Consider the following 17,552-nt stretch of genomic DNA (forward strand, 5'->3'; position numbering starts at 1 on the left):
ATATTACGCTCAAACTTGCCGACGATGTTTCTGGTCAGGCATCTTTTTTTGCTTAAAATTCTTCCCAGTCGCCGGTAGTGCTGGCTGCCGGCTTGGCACTGATTTTTTTAGGCGCAGCACGAACCGCACGCACGGCCGGCACGGCCGGTGCAGCCGCTTTGGCTGGTGCGCGTACTGCCGGTGTCTGCACTGGACGCGGCGCGTGGCGAGTATGTTCGGCACCAAGCTGGAAAATACTGACTACTTGCTCCAGCGCAGCCGTCTGTTCTTGCATGCTTTCCGCCGCTGCCGCAGCCTGTTCCACCAAGGCCGCATTTTGTTGGGTAATTTCATCCATCTGCGTGATGGCCAGATTGACTTGTTCAATACCGGCACTTTGCTCTTGGCTGGCGGCCGTGATTTCACTCATGATGTCGGCTACCTGTTTCACCGAAATCACAATGGCATCCATGGTGGTGCCGGCCTGACCGACGAGCTGACTGCCGTGCTGAACTTTTTCTACCGAATCGTCAATCAACAGTTTGATTTCTTTGGCCGCACCGGCGCTGCGCTGGGCCAGATTTCTTACTTCGGCGGCAACCACCGCGAAACCACGGCCTTGCTCGCCGGCACGAGCCGCTTCAACCGCCGCATTCAAAGCCAAAATATTGGTTTGAAAGGCGATGCTATCGATGACACCGATGATGTCGACGATCTTGCTCGAACTATCTTTGATCGAGCCCATGGTATTGACCACTTGGCTGACGATACTGCCGCCCTTGAGCGCCACATCGGAGGCGGAAATCGCCAGTTGATTGGCAGTTTTGGCATTGTCGGCATTTTGTTTGACGGTAGAAGTCAATTCTTCCATCGACGATGCCGTTTCTTCCAGCGAGCTTGCTTGCGATTCTGTACGTGACGATAAGTCTGCATTGCCGGCAGCAATTTCAGCCGAGGCGGTGGAAATCATTGCTGTACTACTGTGAACCTGAGTGATGGTCTGCGCCAAATTATGATTCATATCGACCAAGGCACTGAGCAACTGACCGGTTTCATCGCTGGTGCGCACGTCTATCTTGCTACTCAAATCGCCGGCAGCAACCTTTTTAGCCGCCGCCACGGCAATCGCCAGTGGCTTGGTGATAGAGCGGGCGATCCACGTTGCCAGTAAGGCACTGGCCAGCAGTGCCAGCAAGCCCAGCGCAAACATCAGCGTGCGCGATAAAGCGATGATGTCTTTGATATCTTTGCCATGTTGCTGCATGCTGGCTTTTTGCAGATCGCACAGGCTGTGAATGTCGGCCAGCGCTTGTTGGAGTTTCGGGAAGGTACTGCCAGCCATCATCGCTGCCGCTTCGTCTTTTTGATCGAGTTCAATGAGGTCGGCGGTTTTCGCGAAAGCGCTGACAAACGCTGTGCGCGAGACAGTAAGTCGCTCGATCGCTTGTTTTTCTTGTTCGGTTTGTGCCTGTTGCTTGATTGTTTCCAACAAGTCGGTAATTTTTTTTCTATTTGCATCAATCGCCGCATACAATTTGCTGCGATTGCTTTGTTCCGGCGTAATGAACATTTCCAGTGTGCGGCTGCCATTTTCTTGTACCAGCGAAGCGACTTCCAAACCGCTGATTACACTGACGGCATTCTTATCCAAAATAGCGCTGGTTTTATCGGCAATCTCATTGAGTTGCACTATCGAAAGGATGATCATGAGGACGATGATCAATAAAGAGAGGCCGAAGGCCAAACCGAGTCGGACGCTGATTTTCAGATTAGCGAAGTTCATGCAGACTTCCTTTTGAGTGGTGAGCAAGGGGGGGGGATTTGAATGCCGGCAAGACACAAAATTAGATTAAAAGCAATTTAGTGGACTAACTGGAACTTTACAATAATTTTCAATTTTTCGTTAGGATAAAATTGATTACAGTCATAAATAATTGGAAAATATATGAAGCTTGCAACGCTTAAAGATGGTTCCAGAGACGGTCAACTGATCGTTGTGGCGCGTGATTTGAAAACGGCCTGCATTGCCAACGGCATCGCCCCAAGCTTGCAAGCGGCGCTCGATGACTGGGGTTTCATCGCGCCGCAACTGGAAGCCTTGAGCTTGCGCTTGAATGCAGGACGGGCACCGAACAGTTTTGATTTTGTTGCAAAAAACTGCATGGCACCGCTGCCGCGGGCCTTTCAACGTGTGCATGCCTATGCCTACCCCAACCATCTTGCTCTGTTGCACCAAGCCGAGCAGACCGAGTTGCCCGCTGGTTTTTTGCATGAGCCACTGATGTATCAAGGCGGCAGCGATGCCTTGCTCGGCCCCTGCGATGACATCGTGCTCGCCTCGACCGATGGCGGGGTCGACTTCGAGAGTGGTATTGCGATCATCACCGGTGATGTGGCTATGGGCGTGAAAAGTCAGCATGCCGGCGAGCATATACGTTTGATTCTGTTATCCAACGAGGTGTCGCTGCGCGACTTGATGCCAGCCGAATCGGCCAAAGCCGCCGGCTTTATCCATGCCAAACCAGCTACGGCGTTTGCCCCGGTCGCACTGACACCCGATGAGCTCGGTGAGGCCTGGAAGGATGGCAAGCTGCATCTGCCCTTGCGTTCCAGCTTGAATCAGCGCTTGGTTGGGCAGCCTTTGGCTGGGGTCGACCTGGCATTTTCTTTTCCGCAACTCATTACTCATTTAGCCAAAACCCGCGCGGTCACGGCCGGCAGCCTGATCGGCTCTGGTCCAGTCTCGAACAAAGACGCTGGCAAGGGTTACAGTTGCATCGCCGAAAAACGGGCCTTGGAACAGCTTGCCACCGGCAGCGCCGTGACGCCGTACATGCAGTTCGGCGACAGCATCAAGATCGAGTTGTTTGATAAAAACGGCAAATCCGTGTTTGGTGCAATTGAGCAAAGCGTGGTTGAGGCGTTTTCCCGCTGAGGTGGGGCCGCGTGCTTATTGCCGGCCAAGTTGGAAAAAGACGTTTTTGGAGCCATTCTGCCCAACTGCAAAACCGAGATAAATCGGCCCCATAAAGCTATTAAAACCGGCAAAAACACTCAGACTTTTACGTAGCGAAGCGGCGGTGATTTCTTTGCCGGTGTCCCAGGTATTACCGAGTTCTAAAGAGGTGCCGAGGAATAAACTTTGTCCAGCCATTTCGAAATTGACTGCTCGCAATAAATATGTGGCACTGCCGTAAAGCATGTAATTGCCACGGAATTGATCTTGCTGATAGGCTGATAAACGTTGAAATCCACCCAAAGTCGGGCCCATGGTTTGGTTGGCACCGCTATCTTTGACGAACAAGCCGGCACCGCTGAATTTCAGATTGACGCTGTGGTTGCTCCAACTGTGCGCCCAGACACTGTCGAGCGCGAGCTCTTGGAAATTGGTTTTTGATTTATCCAAGCCGGCGAACAAGCTGCCGCCAAGTTTATAGCCATCGCGCGGAAAACTGCTGTCGCTGAGCTGATCAATCACGACGCTGGTTTTGAACCCGAATTGTTGCAGGGTAGTGTGCGCTAGCGGATAGCTGCTGCTATTACCCTGTGCATCGGTCAACTGAACCATACCAAGCTTGGGAGTAATATTGTACTGACTGAATAAGAAACCGATACGCGCTTCACCGAGTACGCTTTGCTCGCCTATGCGGAAGGCCAAGTCATTGCCGGCCTTGATAGTCCGCATACTGAATTCCGCCACACGGGTGTTGTCGATATAGGTGTTGAAGCTGTCTTGGCTGAACTCGGCGTAGGGTGCCAAGTACATGCCTTCGCGTTCGAACAGCGGTTGGCGCAATTCACTGTGCAGTTTGACGGTATTGCCGAGCTCAATGTCGTTGCGCCACTCCAAGCCGCCCGGTGTCAACCAAGGACGGCGATGCCCGACTTGCAAGCGATAGCCACCGACCCCATCGAAGCCGCTCGACAAACTCAAGCCGAAGCGTACAAAATGTGGTCCCCAATTGCGGCCGTTGGCTTTGATGCGCAAGCCATATTGTTGATCGCGTTGTATCAATTCATGGCCGATGCTATCGAATTCGCGCGCATTATTCAAGATAGCCAGCTTGCGATTGATGGTTTCGGCATTGTAGACGCTGCCGATTTCGATGGACAACTGACGACGGATATCTTGTTCGGGAACCGCGCCGTTGGTCTCGATATCAACAAAACCGATGCGTATGGTTGGTAGTTGCGGATTCAGGCGCATTTGTTGAGATGCTACAAATAAGTGTCCCGATAAGTGTAGCTCAGATAATTTTTCGACCAGCGCGAGGGTCGCTTGTTCACCGATGACGCTGGCTTCTTTGGCGCGGTCGAAGTCGAGAAAGCCGATGTCACGCAGGTCTGGTTCGATCAAGATATCTTGTGGGCGCAGCAGGGCTTTTTGCGCATGGACATTTTGTTCCGTCAAAATGTTGACCATTTGTTGGCTGATATTGAACAGCGTCTGTAATTTATCGCGTGGCAGCAGCGGTGTGCCGATATTGACGGCAATCACGATGTCAGCACCCATGCTGCGCGCGATGTCGACTGGTAAATTGCGTACCAGCCCGCCATCCGACAGTAAACGTCCATCGATTTCCGTCGGTGCAAACACGCCCGGTGCCGCCATACTGGCGCGTATCGCTTTGTGCAGCGCACCTTTGTCGAACACTACCATCTGCCCAGTTTCGAGATCGGTGGCGATGGCGCGGAAGGGAATCGGCAGTTGATCGAAATTGATTGCCGGAGGCAAATGCGCAGTCCAATTTTGTATTAACTCCTGAAACTGGCTGGCCTGGGCTACCCCAGCCGGCAGTCTTACCCCCTCGCTGCTGACGCCAAGCGTGGCACCGAGCGGGTAAAGATCGTCTTCCTCGCGCACCGGTTGCGGCAGGTTGCGGCGGGCCACGCGGTCGAGCGCGATATCATTGAGTTTCAGATTTTCCAGCTTTTTTTCGATTTCCGTAGCAGACAAGCCGGCGGCATACAAGCCGCCCACCACCGCACCCATACTGGTGCCGGCGATGCAATCGATAGGAATATGCATGGCTTCGAGTTGCTTGAGTACACCGATATGGGCAAAGCCGCGGGCACCACCGCCAGACAAGGCCAGGCAAATTTTCGGAGCTTTCTGTGGTGTTACTTGTGTGGCAATATTTTCAGCCTGGACCGTAAAAACGCTCAAAAGCAGAGGTAAAATAGCGAAAAAGTAAAAAAACAGTGGTTTGGGCGGCGAGTAAAGGCGAATGGGCATGGAATTTTTATCGTGGTCTCTATATACTTCAGGGAGTATAACAATTTAGCTTTACCAAAGCTTGCAAGTATAAGCAAACTCCAATTTCTCTATGAATCTACATCAATTGCGCTTTGTGCGCGAAGCAGTCAGGCAGAATTTTAATCTGACTGAAGCCGCCAAGGCACTGTTTACTTCGCAGCCTGGCGTTTCCAAGGCCATTATCGAGCTCGAAGAAGAGCTCGGCGTCGATATTTTCACTCGCCACGGCAAGCGTATTCGCGGTTTGACCGAGCCTGGGCGGGCGGTATTGAAGTCGGTCGAAGTGATCATGCAGGAAATTGACGGCTTGAAACGCATCGGCAAAGAATATGCCGCGCAAGACAGTGGCAGCTTCACCATCGCCACGACGCATACACAGGCGCGCTATGCCTTGCCCAAGGTTGTGCAAGCTTTCATGCAAAAATATCCTAAGGTGCGTTTGTCACTATTGCAGGGTAATCCCAAGCAAATCGCCGAAATGGTCATGCGTGACCAAGCCGATATCGTCATTGCAACCGAAGCCATTGCTGGTTTTGATGGCTTGATTTCCTTGCCTTGTTATCAGTGGGAGCATTTGGTAGTCGTGCCGCTTGAGCATCCGCTGCTGAAACTGAAACACGTCACGCTGGAAGATATTGTCCAGTATCCGCTGGTCACGTATGATGCGGCGTTTGCCGGTCGCAGCAAGATCGACCATGCATTTACGATACGCAATCTCAAGCCCGATATTTTGCTCGAAGCCATCGATGCCGATGTCATCAAGACCTATGTCGAACTCGGCATGGGTATCGGCATCATCGCTGGCATGGCTTTTGATGCTGAACGGGATAAGAATTTGCGTGCCATTCCGGTCGGACATCTGTTCGGCATGAATGTTTCGCGCGTGGCAATCAAGCAGGGTGCGTATTTGCGCAGCTATATTTATACCTTCATCGAATTGCTCAATCCTGCCTTGACGCGCAAGATGGTCGAGAGTGCCATGCAGGGCCACGGCGACAATTACGAACTGTAATGGCCCGCCAGCGGGCTGTTCCGGGCAGCGAGCTCCATCGCTGTCGACTAAAATTTTGAATGAGTGAACCAAGAATGACCCCACAGACGATGCGTGATTATTATGCTCAGCGCGCGCAAAGCTTAGAGCAAGTTTATCAAAAACCGGAACGCCAGACCGACTTGCGTGAAATGCATGAGCGCGTTCGCGAAGTGCTCAAAGGCCAGCGCGTGCTGGAATTAGCCTGCGGAACCGGTTATTGGACCGAAAAATATGCACCACTGGCCAGCAGCGTGCATGCGACCGATATCAACCAAAGCATGCTCGATATCGCCGGCACGAAAACCTATCCGGCCGGTAAAGTGACACTGGCCTTGGCCGATATATTCGATCTGCCTGATGCGCCGGCCGATGCGTACAGCGCCTGTTTTGCCGGCTGTTTCTGGTCGCACGTGAAACGCGAAGAGCAAGTCGCGGTATTGAGTAAGCTCAGTAAAGGTGCGGGCAAGGGTACGATGCTCGTGCTGTTAGATAATAACTATGTCGAAGGCAGCAGTACTACCATTGCACGCACCGATTTGGAAGGTAATACCTTTCAGTTCCGCATGCAAGAAGACGGCACCCGCGTCGCCATCGTTAAAAACTTCCCGACCGACAGCGCCTTGCGCAAAAAGTTTGGTGCCTTGGTGCGCGATATCCGCATCGTGCGCAATGAGCACTACTGGCTCTTGACTTGCATCTTGAAATAATAAGTCTAGTATTGTTCCTCAATATTGAGCCATGCTACATTGTGGCCATTCTCAAGCCAAAGGAACAGATATGGATTTATCAGCATGCACAACAGCAATTCGCACTAAAGTCGGTGACGACAGTGGATTAAATGCGACATTGAAATTTGATTGCGGCAGCGATGGCGTGGTCTTCGTCGATGCACTCACCACCCCTAACACGGTGTCGAATGACAATGCCGAAGCCGCTTGCACGATTTCGATTTCGCTCGAAAACTTGGCAGCCTTGCTCACCGGTCAATTGAACCCGATGAATGGTTTCATGATGGGTAAGCTGAAAGTCGCCGGCGACATGGGCATCGCGATGCGCTTGCAAACCGTCGTCTGAAGTATATTAGCAGGCCGCCCAACAGCTTATGGATCTCAGTATTCAAGAAAACCATGACGCGCACTTGCTGACGCTCTTGCCTCAGCAATGGCAATGTGTTGTGCCGGCTGCTTACACACTCTTGCAAGCCGCCGCCGCGGCGGGCATTGTCTTACCCAGTTCTTGCCGCAACGGAACGTGCCGAACCTGTTTGTGTCGCTTGGAAGCGGGGCAAATACATTACGGCATCGATTGGCCCGGCTTGAGCGCAGAAGAAAAACAAGAAGGTTGGATCTTACCCTGCGTGGCACTGGCCGACAGCGCGCTGACTTTGCGTGTGCCGGCCGCGCGCCGTATCAGTGCTGTGGCTGAAAAGCCGTAAGGCGATTGCTGCACTGTTGCACACTACCATCACCATGCGCGCACGGTGTCACGGCCTGCGCTGACGGTGCCGGAATACCCTCGTCATCGAGATCGGCGGCACGCGTATCCCAAGCCGTCACGCCCTTGGCGCTGATGTTTAAGCGCAACACCCAACCATGGGTCTGGGCATCATTGTCGAGCGAATCCATCAAAAAATTACCCAAGCTGTAAATAATCGGCTTACCGTCAACATATTCAATATCCTGCGTCACATGCGGGTGGCCACCGATCACGGCGTCGGCACCAGCTTGTATCATGCTGCGCGCTAAAGCGCGCTGACGCGGACTGGCTGTGGGCTCGTTTTCCCAGCCCCAGTGCATGAAGGGAATGACGATGTCGGCGTGGTAATGCGTGCGCGCACGTCGTATATCGGCCACGACTTGCTCTTCCTCGCTCCAGGCAATGCCGGCTGCGCCCGTATTTGCTTCAAAACTGCGCGGCATGAATTCATCGTAGCCGAGCAAAGCAATGCGGATACCTTTGCGCTCGAAGATCAAGGGAGTATGAGCGGCCAGCAAATCGCGTCCGCCACCAAAATACGGTAATTGTTCTTGCTCAAGATGGCCGAGCATCTCTACGAAAGCGGCTTTGCCAAAATCACCGGAATGATTATTGGCAATCGATACTGCATCAAAGTAATGATGCAGCAGCGGTAAAGTGCTCGGTTTGGCGCGGAAAGTAAAGTTTTTATCGGCCGGCTTGCCGCTGGTGGCCACCACACATTCGAGGTTCGCGATGCGGATATCGGTACTGGCAAGAATGGCCGCATAGCGTGCCAGCGGATCTTTGCCATCGGCAATCCACTTACCTGGCGCACCATCGAGCACGATATCGCCGGCAAATAACAGGCTCACCGTCGGCGGCACGGTGGCGGCCTGTCCGGCAGGGGTGGCGCACAAGCACAGTGCGCCAGTGAGGGCGGCAGCGCCGCGCAACAGGGTAGGGATCATGGTAAAGGGTTTTCTAAAGTACAGTCATATTGCAATTCGCGTTCCAGTTCGCCGGCATACAACATAGTATGTGGCCCCAAGGGCAAGCGACCCGCGGCGTGCGGAAACGGTGGCGCATAACTGGCTTGTTGTATCGGCACATCACCATGCCAAGTCTGAAAATACGCATACAGTTTGATATAGTCGATACGCGCATCCTGGCCAATCATGGCAGCCTTGAACTTAAAGCGCCCGCCGACATCGGTGAGTGGGATATGATAGGGGTCGCTACTGAGCTGCGCCTCGATGGTTTGCGTTTCACCGCCGTAGGTCAATTGGCAGCGTAATATGGGGGTGGCCTGAACGGTAGCGCTGGTGCAGGCCCACACCCACACTATCAGTAACGGATTGCGGCAAAGTAAAGGAAGGCGCATCTTGCTTTCAATCAAAATATCAGAACCGCCATGATAGTCGTAAATATGGTGACCAGGTAAGTGTGAAGAGCAACAGGCACCGTGGTTTAAAAATGCAAATAAATAGATTAATTTAGTTTATCTGCAAATTTATTTACCACGGATGAAAATTATGAGTATAATCAGATAGTCGTTGAGATTCAAAGTGGTGGTGCAGTATCAGTCTGTCATTTCTTACTTGGTTGAAACGATCTATCGGGCAAGTGCCCACATTAACTGAAATAGGAAATTGTAATGGCAACAGGTATTGTTAAATGGTTCAATGATTCTAAAGGTTTTGGTTTCATTACTCCTGATGAAGGTGGTGAAGATTTGTTCGCTCACTTCTCCGCTATCGTATCTTCCGGCTTCAAATCTTTGAAAGAAAACCAACGCGTTTCTTTCGAAGTAACGACAGGCCCTAAAGGTAAGCAAGCTTCGAACATCGCTCCTCTGTAATAAGACATGCGATAGGCTCCTGAAAAAGCCATGTTGTAAAAAATCCCCGACATGTCGGGGATTTTTTTTATTAATCGCAAAAGTGTTTCAATAAAGCTGCAAATCAACTTTATACTATGTCCAGAGTAATTGCGGAAACATTGCTCTTTATCAACATCGATAAATATATATCCGGTACGCTGGCGCTTGAGCTGTCAGACCGACGGGGGAGAGAGAAAAATAATGTTTACTTTGACGATCAGACTGCGCTTAATCGGCACCATGGCCTTTATGGCGATCATGCTAACCATCGGTGGCTTGATGGGTATTTACGGCGTACGTAACAGCAATGCCGCGATTCAGGAATTATTTACCAATCAGTTGCCGGCTGTTGATAATCTTGGGCGTTCCGGTTATGAATTGATGCGCTCACGTGTGACACTTGACCGCGTGATTATGCATCCGGAAGACGCGAATGCCGCGCTGACCATCAAAAAAGCCGAAGACTATATGGTCAAATCGGATAAGGCCTTTGAAAACTACATGAATTTACCGCAAGACGGCGAAGAGAAAAAACTTGCCGCTGAAGTGCTGGTGGTGCGCGATAAATTTGTCAAAGAAGCCGAGTTGCCCATATTAGCGGCGCTCAAGGCAGGCAATAAAGACGAAGCTGATCGCATTAATATGACGCTGGTACCCGCTTTGTTTTCCGCCTATTCCGATAAAATTACAGAACTTAATGCCTATCAATTCACCAGTGCCACGGCTGATTTGAAGAAGAATCAGAGTGAGTTCACCACCTTCATCTGGGTCGATATTCTCGGCGTATTGGCCGGCTTGACTGCTGTATTCATCTCCGCCTACTTTTTACTACGTGCCATTGCTCACCCTTTGCAGCAAGCTTTATTGCAATTCACTGCCATCGGTAACGGCGATCTGACCAATCAGATCAAGCCGGAATCGAACGATGAAATGGGGCAACTTGTCTCCGGTTTGGAAAATATGCGCCAAAGCTTGGTACAAACCGTGACCATGGTCAGACAGAGCAGCGGCTCCATCGCCGTCTCGGCTACCGAGATTGCCAGCGGGAATATGGATTTATCTTCACGTACCGAACAACAAGCCGCCAGCCTGGAAGAAACCGCTTCCTCGATGGAAGAATTGACATCGACAGTGCAACAAAATGCCGACAATGCACGTCAAGCCAATACCCTGGCGCTGACCGCTTCGGAAGTGGCCAGCAAGGGCGGGCGCGTGGTGAGTAATGTGGTGCATACCATGTCATCGATCAAAGAGAGTTCGAAGAAAATTGTCGATATCATCGGTGTCATCGATGGCATTGCGTTTCAAACCAATATTTTGGCCTTGAATGCGGCGGTCGAAGCAGCACGTGCCGGTGAGCAAGGCCGCGGTTTCGCCGTGGTAGCCAGCGAAGTACGTAACCTGGCTCAGCGCTCGGCCGGTGCAGCGAAGGAAATCAAGGAATTGATCAGCAATTCGGTCGACAAAGTCGAAGAAGGTTCGCGACTGGTCGATGATGCCGGCAAAACCATGGAAGAAATTGTCGTCTCGATCAAGAGTGTTGCCGATATCATGGCTGAAATCACCGCCGCCAGTAATGAGCAAAGTGATGGCATTTCGCAGGTGAACCAAGCTATTGCGAAAATGGATGAGGCGACTCAGCAAAATGCCGCACTCGTCGAACAAGCCGCGGCTGCAGCCGGCAGTATGCGTGACCAAGCGAATAACCTCAATCACGCGGTCGGTATTTTCAAAGTGCAGGCCAATGAAGCGGTCGCGCAGCCAACAGTTGTCGCGCCACCGCGCGCTGTACCACGTGCGGCGGCACACAAACCGAAAGTTGCTTTGAAGGCCATTTCCTCAGCCTCAGTGGCAAGGAAATCGTCCGCGGCCGCCAAGGCAGACGAATGGGAAGAGTTTTAAAGCATCGTTTCTGATACAGTTAAAACGGGCCTCAGGCCCGTTTTTTTAACTCGGCTTATCTTTCCAGTAATACGGATCGCTATAAGCCTGACGCAGAAAATCAACAAAGGCGCGTATCCGCAATGGTAAATGGCGTCGTTGCGTAAAAATTGCATAGATATCGTTGCCGGCAGCACTGTACTCATCAAGTACCGTCACCAGTTTACCACTCTCGATTTCAGCACCAACTTCCCAAATCGAGCGCCAAGCCAAACCTTTGCCGGCCAAGGCCCAGTCATGCAAGACCTCGCCATCATTGCACACCATATTACCGTCGACTTTAACGGCGAGATTTTTTCCATTTTGGCGAAAGGTCCAACCGCGCTGACTGCCATCATTGTTAAAGGCCAAGCAATTATGCGCACTGAGATCATCGATAGAACGCGGCGTACCGTATTGTTCCAAATAAGCCGGTGCCGCCACCACCACGCGCTGGTTATCGGCCAATTTAACACCGATCAAATTGGAATCACTTAAAGAAGCGATGCGAATTGCCACATCCACCCCTTCACCGATCAAATCAACCACGCGGTCATTGAGGCTGAGGGTGATTTTTAAATCCGTGTGCGCCGCCAGAAATGCCGGCAGCAGCGGTGCTACATGCAGACGGCCGAAGCCGGCTGGTGCCGAAACCGTCAACACACCACTGGCATGCACGCTGCGCGCCGATACCAGCGCTTCGGCCGCTTCGAGGTCGGCCAACACCCGTTGGCAATCTTCGAGAAAGGTCGCGCCCTCATTGGTGAGGGCAATTTTTCGTGTGGTTCTTTGTAATAATTTTACGCCCAAACGCTCTTCGAGCGCATCGAGGCGGCGACTGATCATCGCCGGTGCCACTCCTTCGGCCCGCGCCGCGGCCGACAAACTGCCGCGTGCCGCGACTTCGGTAAACGTACTGATCTGTTTGAATTGGTCCATGGCATGTAGTTTAGCGGGTTCGAAAAATTTTATCTTTAACTGAAAGTAAAAGATAAAGTGATAAAACTAAGTATTACTATTGTTTTTGATCGAATATACTCTAGTTCATGTAGCGAGCGCTGTTTTCAGGCGCGGTTTCAGGCAAAATAGGGTAGTGCCTGTTGGAAAGTACTCAATCAGCTTTTTTTAATTTTGTGGAGATCAGAATGACGCAATCGAACAATTTGTTGAGCCTGCCAGAAGGTATGGAAATTCTTGGCGAGATCAAGCCAGGCTTCGAACAAATCTTGACCCCAGATGCGCTGGCGCTGGTTGCCAAGCTCAGCCGTGCATTTGAACCGCGCCGCCAAGCGTTGCTGGCCGCCCGTGTAGAGCGCGCCAAACGTCTCGATGCCGGCGAATTGCCCGACTTCTTGCCGGAAACACAGTCGATTCGCGAAGGCGATTGGAAAATTGCCCCATTGCCTGATGCACTCGCTTGCCGCCGCGTAGAAATTACCGGCCCGGTCGAACGTAAGATGGTCATCAATGCCTTCAATTCCGGTGCCGACAGTTACATGACCGATTTTGAAGATTCGAATACCCCGAATTGGGATAATCAAATCACCGGCCAGATCAATATGCGTGATGCCGTGCGCCGCACCATCAGCTTGGAGCAAAACGGTAAATCATACAAGCTCAACGATAAAATTGCCACCTTAGTAGTGCGTCCACGCGGCTGGCATCTCGGTGAAAAACACGTGCTCGTCGATGGTCAGCGCGTGTCCGGTGGTATCTTTGATTTTGCCTTGTTCCTGTTTCACAACGCCAAAGAACAATTGGCGCGCGGTGCAGGCCCGTATTTCTACTTGCCGAAAATGGAATCGCACCTCGAAGCGCGTTTGTGGAATGATATTTTTGTCATGGCGCAGAATGAAATCGGTGTTGCACAAGGCACGATCAAGGCCACCGTACTGATAGAAACTATCGTCGCTGCCTTCGAAATGGATGAAATCCTGTACGAGTTGCGTGAGCATAGCGCTGGTTTGAATGCCGGTCGTTGGGATTACATTTTCTCTTGCATCAAAAAATTCAAAAACGACCAAAACTTTTGTCTGGCCGACCGCGCCAAAGTCACCATGACGGCACCGTTCATGCGCTCGTATGCACTGTTGTTATTGAAAACTTGCCACAAGCGCAATGCGCCGGCAATCGGCGGTATGGCTGCCTTGATTCCAATTAAAAACGATCCGGAAAAAAATGACATCGCCATGGGTGGTGTACGTACCGACAAGGCACGCGATGCCGCTGATGGCTACGATGGCGGTTGGGTTGCGCATCCGGGCTTGGTAGAACTGGCCATGACTGAATTCAAGAAAGTGCTTGGCGACGCCCCGAATCAAATCTCCAAGCAACGCCCCGACATCGAAGTCAGCGCCAAGGATTTGCTCAACTTTCAACCGGAAGCACCGATCACCGAAGCCGGTTTGCGTTACAACATCAACGTCGGCATCCATTACCTCGGCGCTTGGTTGGCCGGCAATGGTTGCGTGCCGATTCATAACTTGATGGAAGATGCCGCCACCGCCGAAATCAGCCGCTCGCAAGTATGGCAGTGGATACGCACACCAAAAGGCAAGCTCGAAGATGGCCGCAAAGTCACGGCCGACATGGTGCGTGCGATGATCCCGGAAGAGTTGCTTAAAGTTAAGGAAATCGCCGGCAGCGGCCCGACCTATGACCGTGCTGCGCAAATCTTTGAAACCATGTCGACCTCAGATGAATTTGCCGAATTCCTGACATTACCTCTGTATGAAGAAATTTAAATACTTTCCATCGTATTGAGTAGACCGCGGCCCGAAAATTTTTCGGGCCGTTTTTCGCTCTGGTGGCATACTGCTACTTTTTACTCTGTCGTGCCGTCGGCTGCCCGAGGCTGCACGACTTCAATGAGGTCGATTGATCATGCCAAAAATGATTTCCGTCACGCCTGAAACCGTGATTGCCCACACCGAAGAATGGCTGGAAAAAGCCGTCATCGGTTTGAATTTATGCCCGTTTGCCAAGGCGGTGCACGTCAAAAAGCAAATTCGTTACGTCGTCAGCCAAGCCGATACCCCGCAAGCCTTGCTCGAAGAATTGCAAACAGAGTTGGAATTGCTGGCCGAAACCAGTGCGGAAAAAATCGACACGACTCTGCTGATTCATCCGCGCATGCTCAACGACTTTCTCGATTTCAATGACTTCATGGAAGTCGCCGAAGGTTTGCTGGAAGAATTGGAACTCGATGGCACTTTGCAAATCGCTAATTTTCATCCGCAGTTTCAATTTGAGGGTAGCGCTGCCGATGACATCGAAAATTTCAGTAATCGCTCGCCGTACCCGATTTTGCACTTACTGCGTGAAGAAAGCATAGACCGGGCGGTCGAAGCCTTTCCTGATGCCGGCATGATTTACGAAAAAAACATCGAAGAGCTGCAAATTCTCGGCCATGCCGGCTGGAATGAACTGAACTTATCCTACGAAAAACCGCCCAAAGCCTGAATTCACCGTGCTGCCGCATGCGACCGATTATTCATATTCATATATGAAAAAGTTATGTAGCGTAGGCTCAGTATTGACGCTCAGCTCATCCCGCGCCAGGCCCGCCATAATGGCCCGCGGGCCTCTCTTACCCTGCCGCGCCCAGCGCTGGCGCGGCATAGCAGTTACCGTGCTGGGCAGTTTTAATTCGGTAATCAGAAAATTTTTCCTGTTTTATCGATAGAAAATTTGCCTGATCTTTGCTTAGCACCAAGGTTTCTTCAGCAAACATGGCCGAAAGCGCCTTGTTATTTTGCGGAGCAGCATGTAGAGTAAGGCTTCGTTTTTTTTTCTCGCATTTTTCACACCTCTAGCTTTCTATATCTATGGCTTTAATCGTCCACAAATACGGCGGGACTTCGATGGGTTCCACCGAACGCATCAAGAACGTCGCCAAGCGCGTCGCCAAATGGCATGATGCCGGTCACCAGATAGTGGTTGTTCCGTCTGCCATGTCTGGCGAAACCAATCGACTCATCGGTCTGGCCAAAGAACTCATGGCGCAACCCGATCCACGCGAACTAGACATGATTACCTCAACCGGTGAACAAGTCTCGGTCGGCTTACTCGCCATGGCCTTGCTGGCAATCGGCAAACAAGCCGTATCGTATGCTGGCTGGCAAGTTGCGATCAATACCGATTCATCTCATACCAAGGCGCGTATCGCCGGCATTGATGACAGTAAAGTCAAGGCCGACCTCGCGGCCGGCAAGATCGTCATCATCACCGGCTTTCAGGGCGTCAATGACAAGGGCGATATTACTACGCTCGGTCGTGGTGGTTCCGACACCTCGGCCGTTGCCGTTGCAGCGGCCTTGCAAGCGCAGGAATGCCTGATTTTCACCGACGTCGATGGTGTTTACACCACCGACCCACGTGTGGTGTCCGATGCCCGTAAGCTCAATACTGTGACCTTCGAAGAGATGCTGGAAATGGCCTCACTCGGTTCGAAAGTATTGCAGATACGCTCGGTTGAATTTGCCGGTAATTACCGCATGCCAACGCGCGTCTTGTCATCGCTGACCGACCCCCTAATGCCGCTGGAACAAGAAGCGATCTCCGGCACCCTGATTTCGTTCGAGGAAGATACAAATATGGAACAAGCCACCATCACCGGCATCGCGTTTAACCGTGATGAAGCAAAAATAACCGTACTCGGCGTACCAGACCGTCCCGGCATTGCTTATCAAATCTTGGGCCCGGTGGCCGATGCCAATATCGAAGTCGATATGATCATCCAAAATCAATCGGTGGAAGGAAAAACCGATTTCACTTTCACGGTTCCACGCGGCGAGTACAGCAAAGCCATGGACGTCCTCGAAGGCAGTGTCAAGGCACACATCGGTGCCGCCAGCATACTTGGTGACGCCAAAGTCTCGAAAGTCTCCGTGGTCGGCGTAGGTATGCGCAGCCATGTTGGCATCGCTTCGCAAATGTTTCGTACTTTGTCGGAAGAGGGCATCAATATCCAGATGATTTCTACTTCTGAAATCAAGATTTCGGTCTTGATCGATGAAAAGTATATGGAATTGGCCGTACGTTCTCTGCATAAAGCTTTCGGCTTGGAAAGTGCCTGAGCCTGAAAAGAGAAAAAAATCGCTTTTGTTGAGTCCCAACGGTTGACCAAAGCGATTTGAACCGCTATTATCTTGATCTCGATTACTGCCAATTCTTCGGGCTTGGCGTGTAATAGTGTGGAGGCGTGGCCGAGTGGCCGAAGGCACTTCCCTGCTAAGGAAGCATACGGGCTTAAACCTGTATCGTGAGTTCGAATCTCACCGCCTCCGCCAGTAATTTTGAATGGGCCCTTGAGAAATCAAGGGCTTTTTCTTTTTCTGCAGTTCTTCCTCACATCATTCCCGCATGCCGCAGCCTCGTCATTCCCGCATGCCACCGCCTCGTCATTCCCGCATGCTTTTGGCGGGAACCCAGTGTCGTTTTCAGCGCTGAAAACACGATCATCTCTGGTATTTTCAGTTAAGCACGAACGCCGCCAGGTGCCCGCCACAAGCGCGCTGATCATTACCCACAAGTCAGGTCGATTGCGCACCCACCCAGCCGCCCAATTCGTCATTGCCGCGCAGGCCGCAATCCAGTGGCGCGTACGCGCCTTTTATATCTGTGCTACTCAGGCGCAGCAGGATGTGTTCATTTCACAGAAAAAAAAGTGCCCTTGATCGACCCTCCCACCCTGAAGGCACTGACGTGCCACTCGATTCCCGCCTACGCAGGAATGACGAGGCGAGAGCAGGCGAGGTCGATTACGCGTCCACCCAGCCGTCCAATTCGTCATTGCCGCGCAGGCGGCAATCCAGTGGCGCGTACGCGCCTTTTATATCTGTGCTACTCAGGCGCAGCAGGACGTGTTCATTTCACAGAAAAAAAGTGCCCTTGATCGACGTTCTCACCCTGAAGGCACTGACGTGCCACTGGATTCCTGCCTACGCACACTGCTGTCCGGAATAATTTTCTTGACTAAGCTGCAGGGGGTTGCAGGCATTGGTTTACGAGTGTTAACCTCGGTT

At 51.8% G+C, this 17,552-nt stretch carries 17 protein-coding genes and 1 tRNA gene; 12 read left to right on the forward strand and 6 right to left on the reverse strand.

Going from position 1 to position 17,552, the window contains the following annotated elements:
- Nucleotides 1–52: 52 nt before the first annotated feature.
- Nucleotides 53–1,762: a methyl-accepting chemotaxis protein gene (locus QN359_RS15465; RefSeq protein ID WP_322247770.1), complete on the reverse strand. Its 1,710-nt coding sequence runs from the start codon at nucleotides 1,760–1,762 to the stop codon at nucleotides 53–55.
- 162 nt (nucleotides 1,763–1,924) lie between these two features.
- Between QN359_RS15465 and QN359_RS15470 the strand changes: the two genes are divergently transcribed.
- Nucleotides 1,925–2,914 (forward strand): fumarylacetoacetate hydrolase family protein, encoded by a 990-nt coding sequence (locus tag QN359_RS15470; protein ID WP_322247771.1) that lies wholly within the window; start codon nucleotides 1,925–1,927, stop codon nucleotides 2,912–2,914.
- Nucleotides 2,915–2,929: 15 nt separating this feature from the next.
- On the opposite strand, the gene QN359_RS15475 is transcribed toward QN359_RS15470, so the two are convergent.
- Complete coding sequence (locus QN359_RS15475; RefSeq protein WP_322247772.1) at nucleotides 2,930–5,146, reverse strand: patatin-like phospholipase family protein; 2,217 nt, start codon at nucleotides 5,144–5,146, stop codon at nucleotides 2,930–2,932.
- Nucleotides 5,147–5,306: 160 nt separating this feature from the next.
- Between QN359_RS15475 and QN359_RS15480 the strand changes: the two genes are divergently transcribed.
- The 4 genes from QN359_RS15480 (at nucleotide 5,307) to QN359_RS15495 (ending at nucleotide 7,704) form a co-directional block, all read left to right on the forward strand.
- On the forward strand, nucleotides 5,307–6,248 hold the full coding sequence (locus tag QN359_RS15480) for a CysB family HTH-type transcriptional regulator (RefSeq protein ID WP_322247773.1): 942 nt from the start codon (nucleotides 5,307–5,309) through the stop codon (nucleotides 6,246–6,248).
- Nucleotides 6,249–6,322: 74 nt separating this feature from the next.
- Nucleotides 6,323–6,976, forward strand: a complete 654-nt coding sequence (locus tag QN359_RS15485; RefSeq protein ID WP_323493334.1) for a class I SAM-dependent methyltransferase — start codon at nucleotides 6,323–6,325, stop codon at nucleotides 6,974–6,976.
- 70 nt (nucleotides 6,977–7,046) lie between these two features.
- Nucleotides 7,047–7,343 (forward strand): SCP2 sterol-binding domain-containing protein, encoded by a 297-nt coding sequence (locus tag QN359_RS15490; RefSeq protein ID WP_322247775.1) that lies wholly within the window; start codon nucleotides 7,047–7,049, stop codon nucleotides 7,341–7,343.
- 28 nt (nucleotides 7,344–7,371) lie between these two features.
- Entirely contained in the window at nucleotides 7,372–7,704 is a 333-nt protein-coding gene (locus QN359_RS15495; RefSeq protein ID WP_322247776.1) for a 2Fe-2S iron-sulfur cluster-binding protein, read from the forward strand.
- On the opposite strand, the gene QN359_RS15500 is transcribed toward QN359_RS15495, so the two are convergent.
- The gene (locus QN359_RS15500) at nucleotides 7,679–8,695 is read right to left on the reverse strand and encodes a CapA family protein (protein ID WP_322247777.1); all 1,017 of its coding nucleotides are present in this window, start codon (nucleotides 8,693–8,695) and stop codon (nucleotides 7,679–7,681) included. The genes QN359_RS15495 and QN359_RS15500 overlap by 26 nt on opposite strands.
- Nucleotides 8,692–9,108 carry a hypothetical protein gene (locus tag QN359_RS15505; RefSeq protein WP_322247778.1) on the reverse strand — a complete coding sequence of 139 codons (417 nt, stop codon included), beginning with the start codon at nucleotides 9,106–9,108 and terminating at the stop codon, nucleotides 8,692–8,694. The genes QN359_RS15500 and QN359_RS15505 overlap by 4 nt, the downstream gene beginning before the upstream one ends.
- Before the next feature lie 273 nt (nucleotides 9,109–9,381).
- Here QN359_RS15505 and QN359_RS15510 point away from each other — a divergent pair, with 273 nt between their 5' ends.
- Both QN359_RS15510 and QN359_RS15515 read left to right on the forward strand, forming a co-directional pair.
- Entirely contained in the window at nucleotides 9,382–9,585 is a 204-nt protein-coding gene (locus QN359_RS15510; RefSeq protein WP_186910542.1) for a cold-shock protein, read from the forward strand.
- A gap of 222 nt (nucleotides 9,586–9,807) precedes the next feature.
- The gene (locus tag QN359_RS15515; RefSeq protein ID WP_322247779.1) at nucleotides 9,808–11,508 is read left to right on the forward strand and encodes a methyl-accepting chemotaxis protein; all 1,701 of its coding nucleotides are present in this window, start codon (nucleotides 9,808–9,810) and stop codon (nucleotides 11,506–11,508) included.
- 45 nt (nucleotides 11,509–11,553) lie between these two features.
- Here QN359_RS15515 and QN359_RS15520 read toward each other — a convergent pair whose 3' ends face one another.
- A complete protein-coding gene (locus QN359_RS15520; protein WP_322247780.1) occupies nucleotides 11,554–12,465 on the reverse strand; it encodes a LysR family transcriptional regulator in 912 nt (303 codons plus the stop codon).
- Between the two features lie 206 nt (nucleotides 12,466–12,671).
- On the opposite strand from QN359_RS15520, the gene aceB reads away from it, so the two are divergent.
- Together aceB and QN359_RS15530 are read left to right on the forward strand one after the other, a co-directional pair.
- Nucleotides 12,672–14,270 (forward strand): malate synthase A, encoded by a 1,599-nt coding sequence (gene aceB / locus QN359_RS15525; RefSeq protein WP_322247781.1) that lies wholly within the window; start codon nucleotides 12,672–12,674, stop codon nucleotides 14,268–14,270.
- Between the two features lie 139 nt (nucleotides 14,271–14,409).
- Nucleotides 14,410–14,988: a DUF1415 domain-containing protein gene (locus tag QN359_RS15530; RefSeq protein ID WP_322247782.1), complete on the forward strand. Its 579-nt coding sequence runs from the start codon at nucleotides 14,410–14,412 to the stop codon at nucleotides 14,986–14,988.
- Between the two features lie 127 nt (nucleotides 14,989–15,115).
- Here QN359_RS15530 and QN359_RS15535 read toward each other — a convergent pair whose 3' ends face one another.
- Nucleotides 15,116–15,259 carry a hypothetical protein gene (locus QN359_RS15535; protein WP_323493333.1) on the reverse strand — a complete coding sequence of 48 codons (144 nt, stop codon included), beginning with the start codon at nucleotides 15,257–15,259 and terminating at the stop codon, nucleotides 15,116–15,118.
- A gap of 94 nt (nucleotides 15,260–15,353) precedes the next feature.
- Here QN359_RS15535 and QN359_RS15540 point away from each other — a divergent pair, with 94 nt between their 5' ends.
- The 3 genes from QN359_RS15540 to QN359_RS15550 all read left to right on the forward strand — a co-directional run bounded on the left by QN359_RS15540 (nucleotide 15,354) and on the right by QN359_RS15550 (nucleotide 17,204).
- Complete coding sequence (locus tag QN359_RS15540) at nucleotides 15,354–16,604, forward strand: aspartate kinase (RefSeq protein WP_322247783.1); 1,251 nt, start codon at nucleotides 15,354–15,356, stop codon at nucleotides 16,602–16,604.
- Nucleotides 16,605–16,723: 119 nt separating this feature from the next.
- Nucleotides 16,724–16,817, forward strand: a tRNA-Ser gene (locus QN359_RS15545).
- A gap of 6 nt (nucleotides 16,818–16,823) precedes the next feature.
- Nucleotides 16,824–17,204 carry a hypothetical protein gene (locus tag QN359_RS15550; protein ID WP_323493332.1) on the forward strand — a complete coding sequence of 127 codons (381 nt, stop codon included), beginning with the start codon at nucleotides 16,824–16,826 and terminating at the stop codon, nucleotides 17,202–17,204.
- Nucleotides 17,205–17,552: the final 348 nt, after the last annotated feature.

This window comes from Undibacterium sp. 5I2, assembly GCF_035019605.1.
In the GTDB taxonomy this organism is placed as follows: domain Bacteria; phylum Pseudomonadota; class Gammaproteobacteria; order Burkholderiales; family Burkholderiaceae_D; genus Undibacterium.

Excerpts from the sequence above, each read along its gene's own strand:
- QN359_RS15465 (WP_322247770.1), bottom strand. The coding sequence starts at position 1,762 with ATGAACTTCGCTAATCTGAAAATCAGCGTCCGACTCGGTTTGGCCTTC.
- QN359_RS15470 (WP_322247771.1), top strand. The coding sequence starts at position 1,925 with ATGAAGCTTGCAACGCTTAAAGATGGTTCCAGAGACGGTCAACTGATC.
- QN359_RS15480 (WP_322247773.1), top strand. The coding sequence starts at position 5,307 with ATGAATCTACATCAATTGCGCTTTGTGCGCGAAGCAGTCAGGCAGAAT.
- QN359_RS15485 (WP_323493334.1), top strand. The coding sequence starts at position 6,323 with ATGACCCCACAGACGATGCGTGATTATTATGCTCAGCGCGCGCAAAGC.
- QN359_RS15490 (WP_322247775.1), top strand. The coding sequence starts at position 7,047 with ATGGATTTATCAGCATGCACAACAGCAATTCGCACTAAAGTCGGTGAC.
- QN359_RS15495 (WP_322247776.1), top strand. The coding sequence starts at position 7,372 with ATGGATCTCAGTATTCAAGAAAACCATGACGCGCACTTGCTGACGCTC.
- QN359_RS15500 (WP_322247777.1), bottom strand. The coding sequence starts at position 8,695 with ATGATCCCTACCCTGTTGCGCGGCGCTGCCGCCCTCACTGGCGCACTG.
- QN359_RS15505 (WP_322247778.1), bottom strand. The coding sequence starts at position 9,108 with ATGCGCCTTCCTTTACTTTGCCGCAATCCGTTACTGATAGTGTGGGTG.
- QN359_RS15510 (WP_186910542.1), top strand. The coding sequence starts at position 9,382 with ATGGCAACAGGTATTGTTAAATGGTTCAATGATTCTAAAGGTTTTGGT.
- QN359_RS15515 (WP_322247779.1), top strand. The coding sequence starts at position 9,808 with ATGTTTACTTTGACGATCAGACTGCGCTTAATCGGCACCATGGCCTTT.
- QN359_RS15520 (WP_322247780.1), bottom strand. The coding sequence starts at position 12,465 with ATGGACCAATTCAAACAGATCAGTACGTTTACCGAAGTCGCGGCACGC.
- aceB (WP_322247781.1), top strand. The coding sequence starts at position 12,672 with ATGACGCAATCGAACAATTTGTTGAGCCTGCCAGAAGGTATGGAAATT.
- QN359_RS15530 (WP_322247782.1), top strand. The coding sequence starts at position 14,410 with ATGCCAAAAATGATTTCCGTCACGCCTGAAACCGTGATTGCCCACACC.
- QN359_RS15535 (WP_323493333.1), bottom strand. The coding sequence starts at position 15,259 with ATGTTTGCTGAAGAAACCTTGGTGCTAAGCAAAGATCAGGCAAATTTT.
- QN359_RS15540 (WP_322247783.1), top strand. The coding sequence starts at position 15,354 with ATGGCTTTAATCGTCCACAAATACGGCGGGACTTCGATGGGTTCCACC.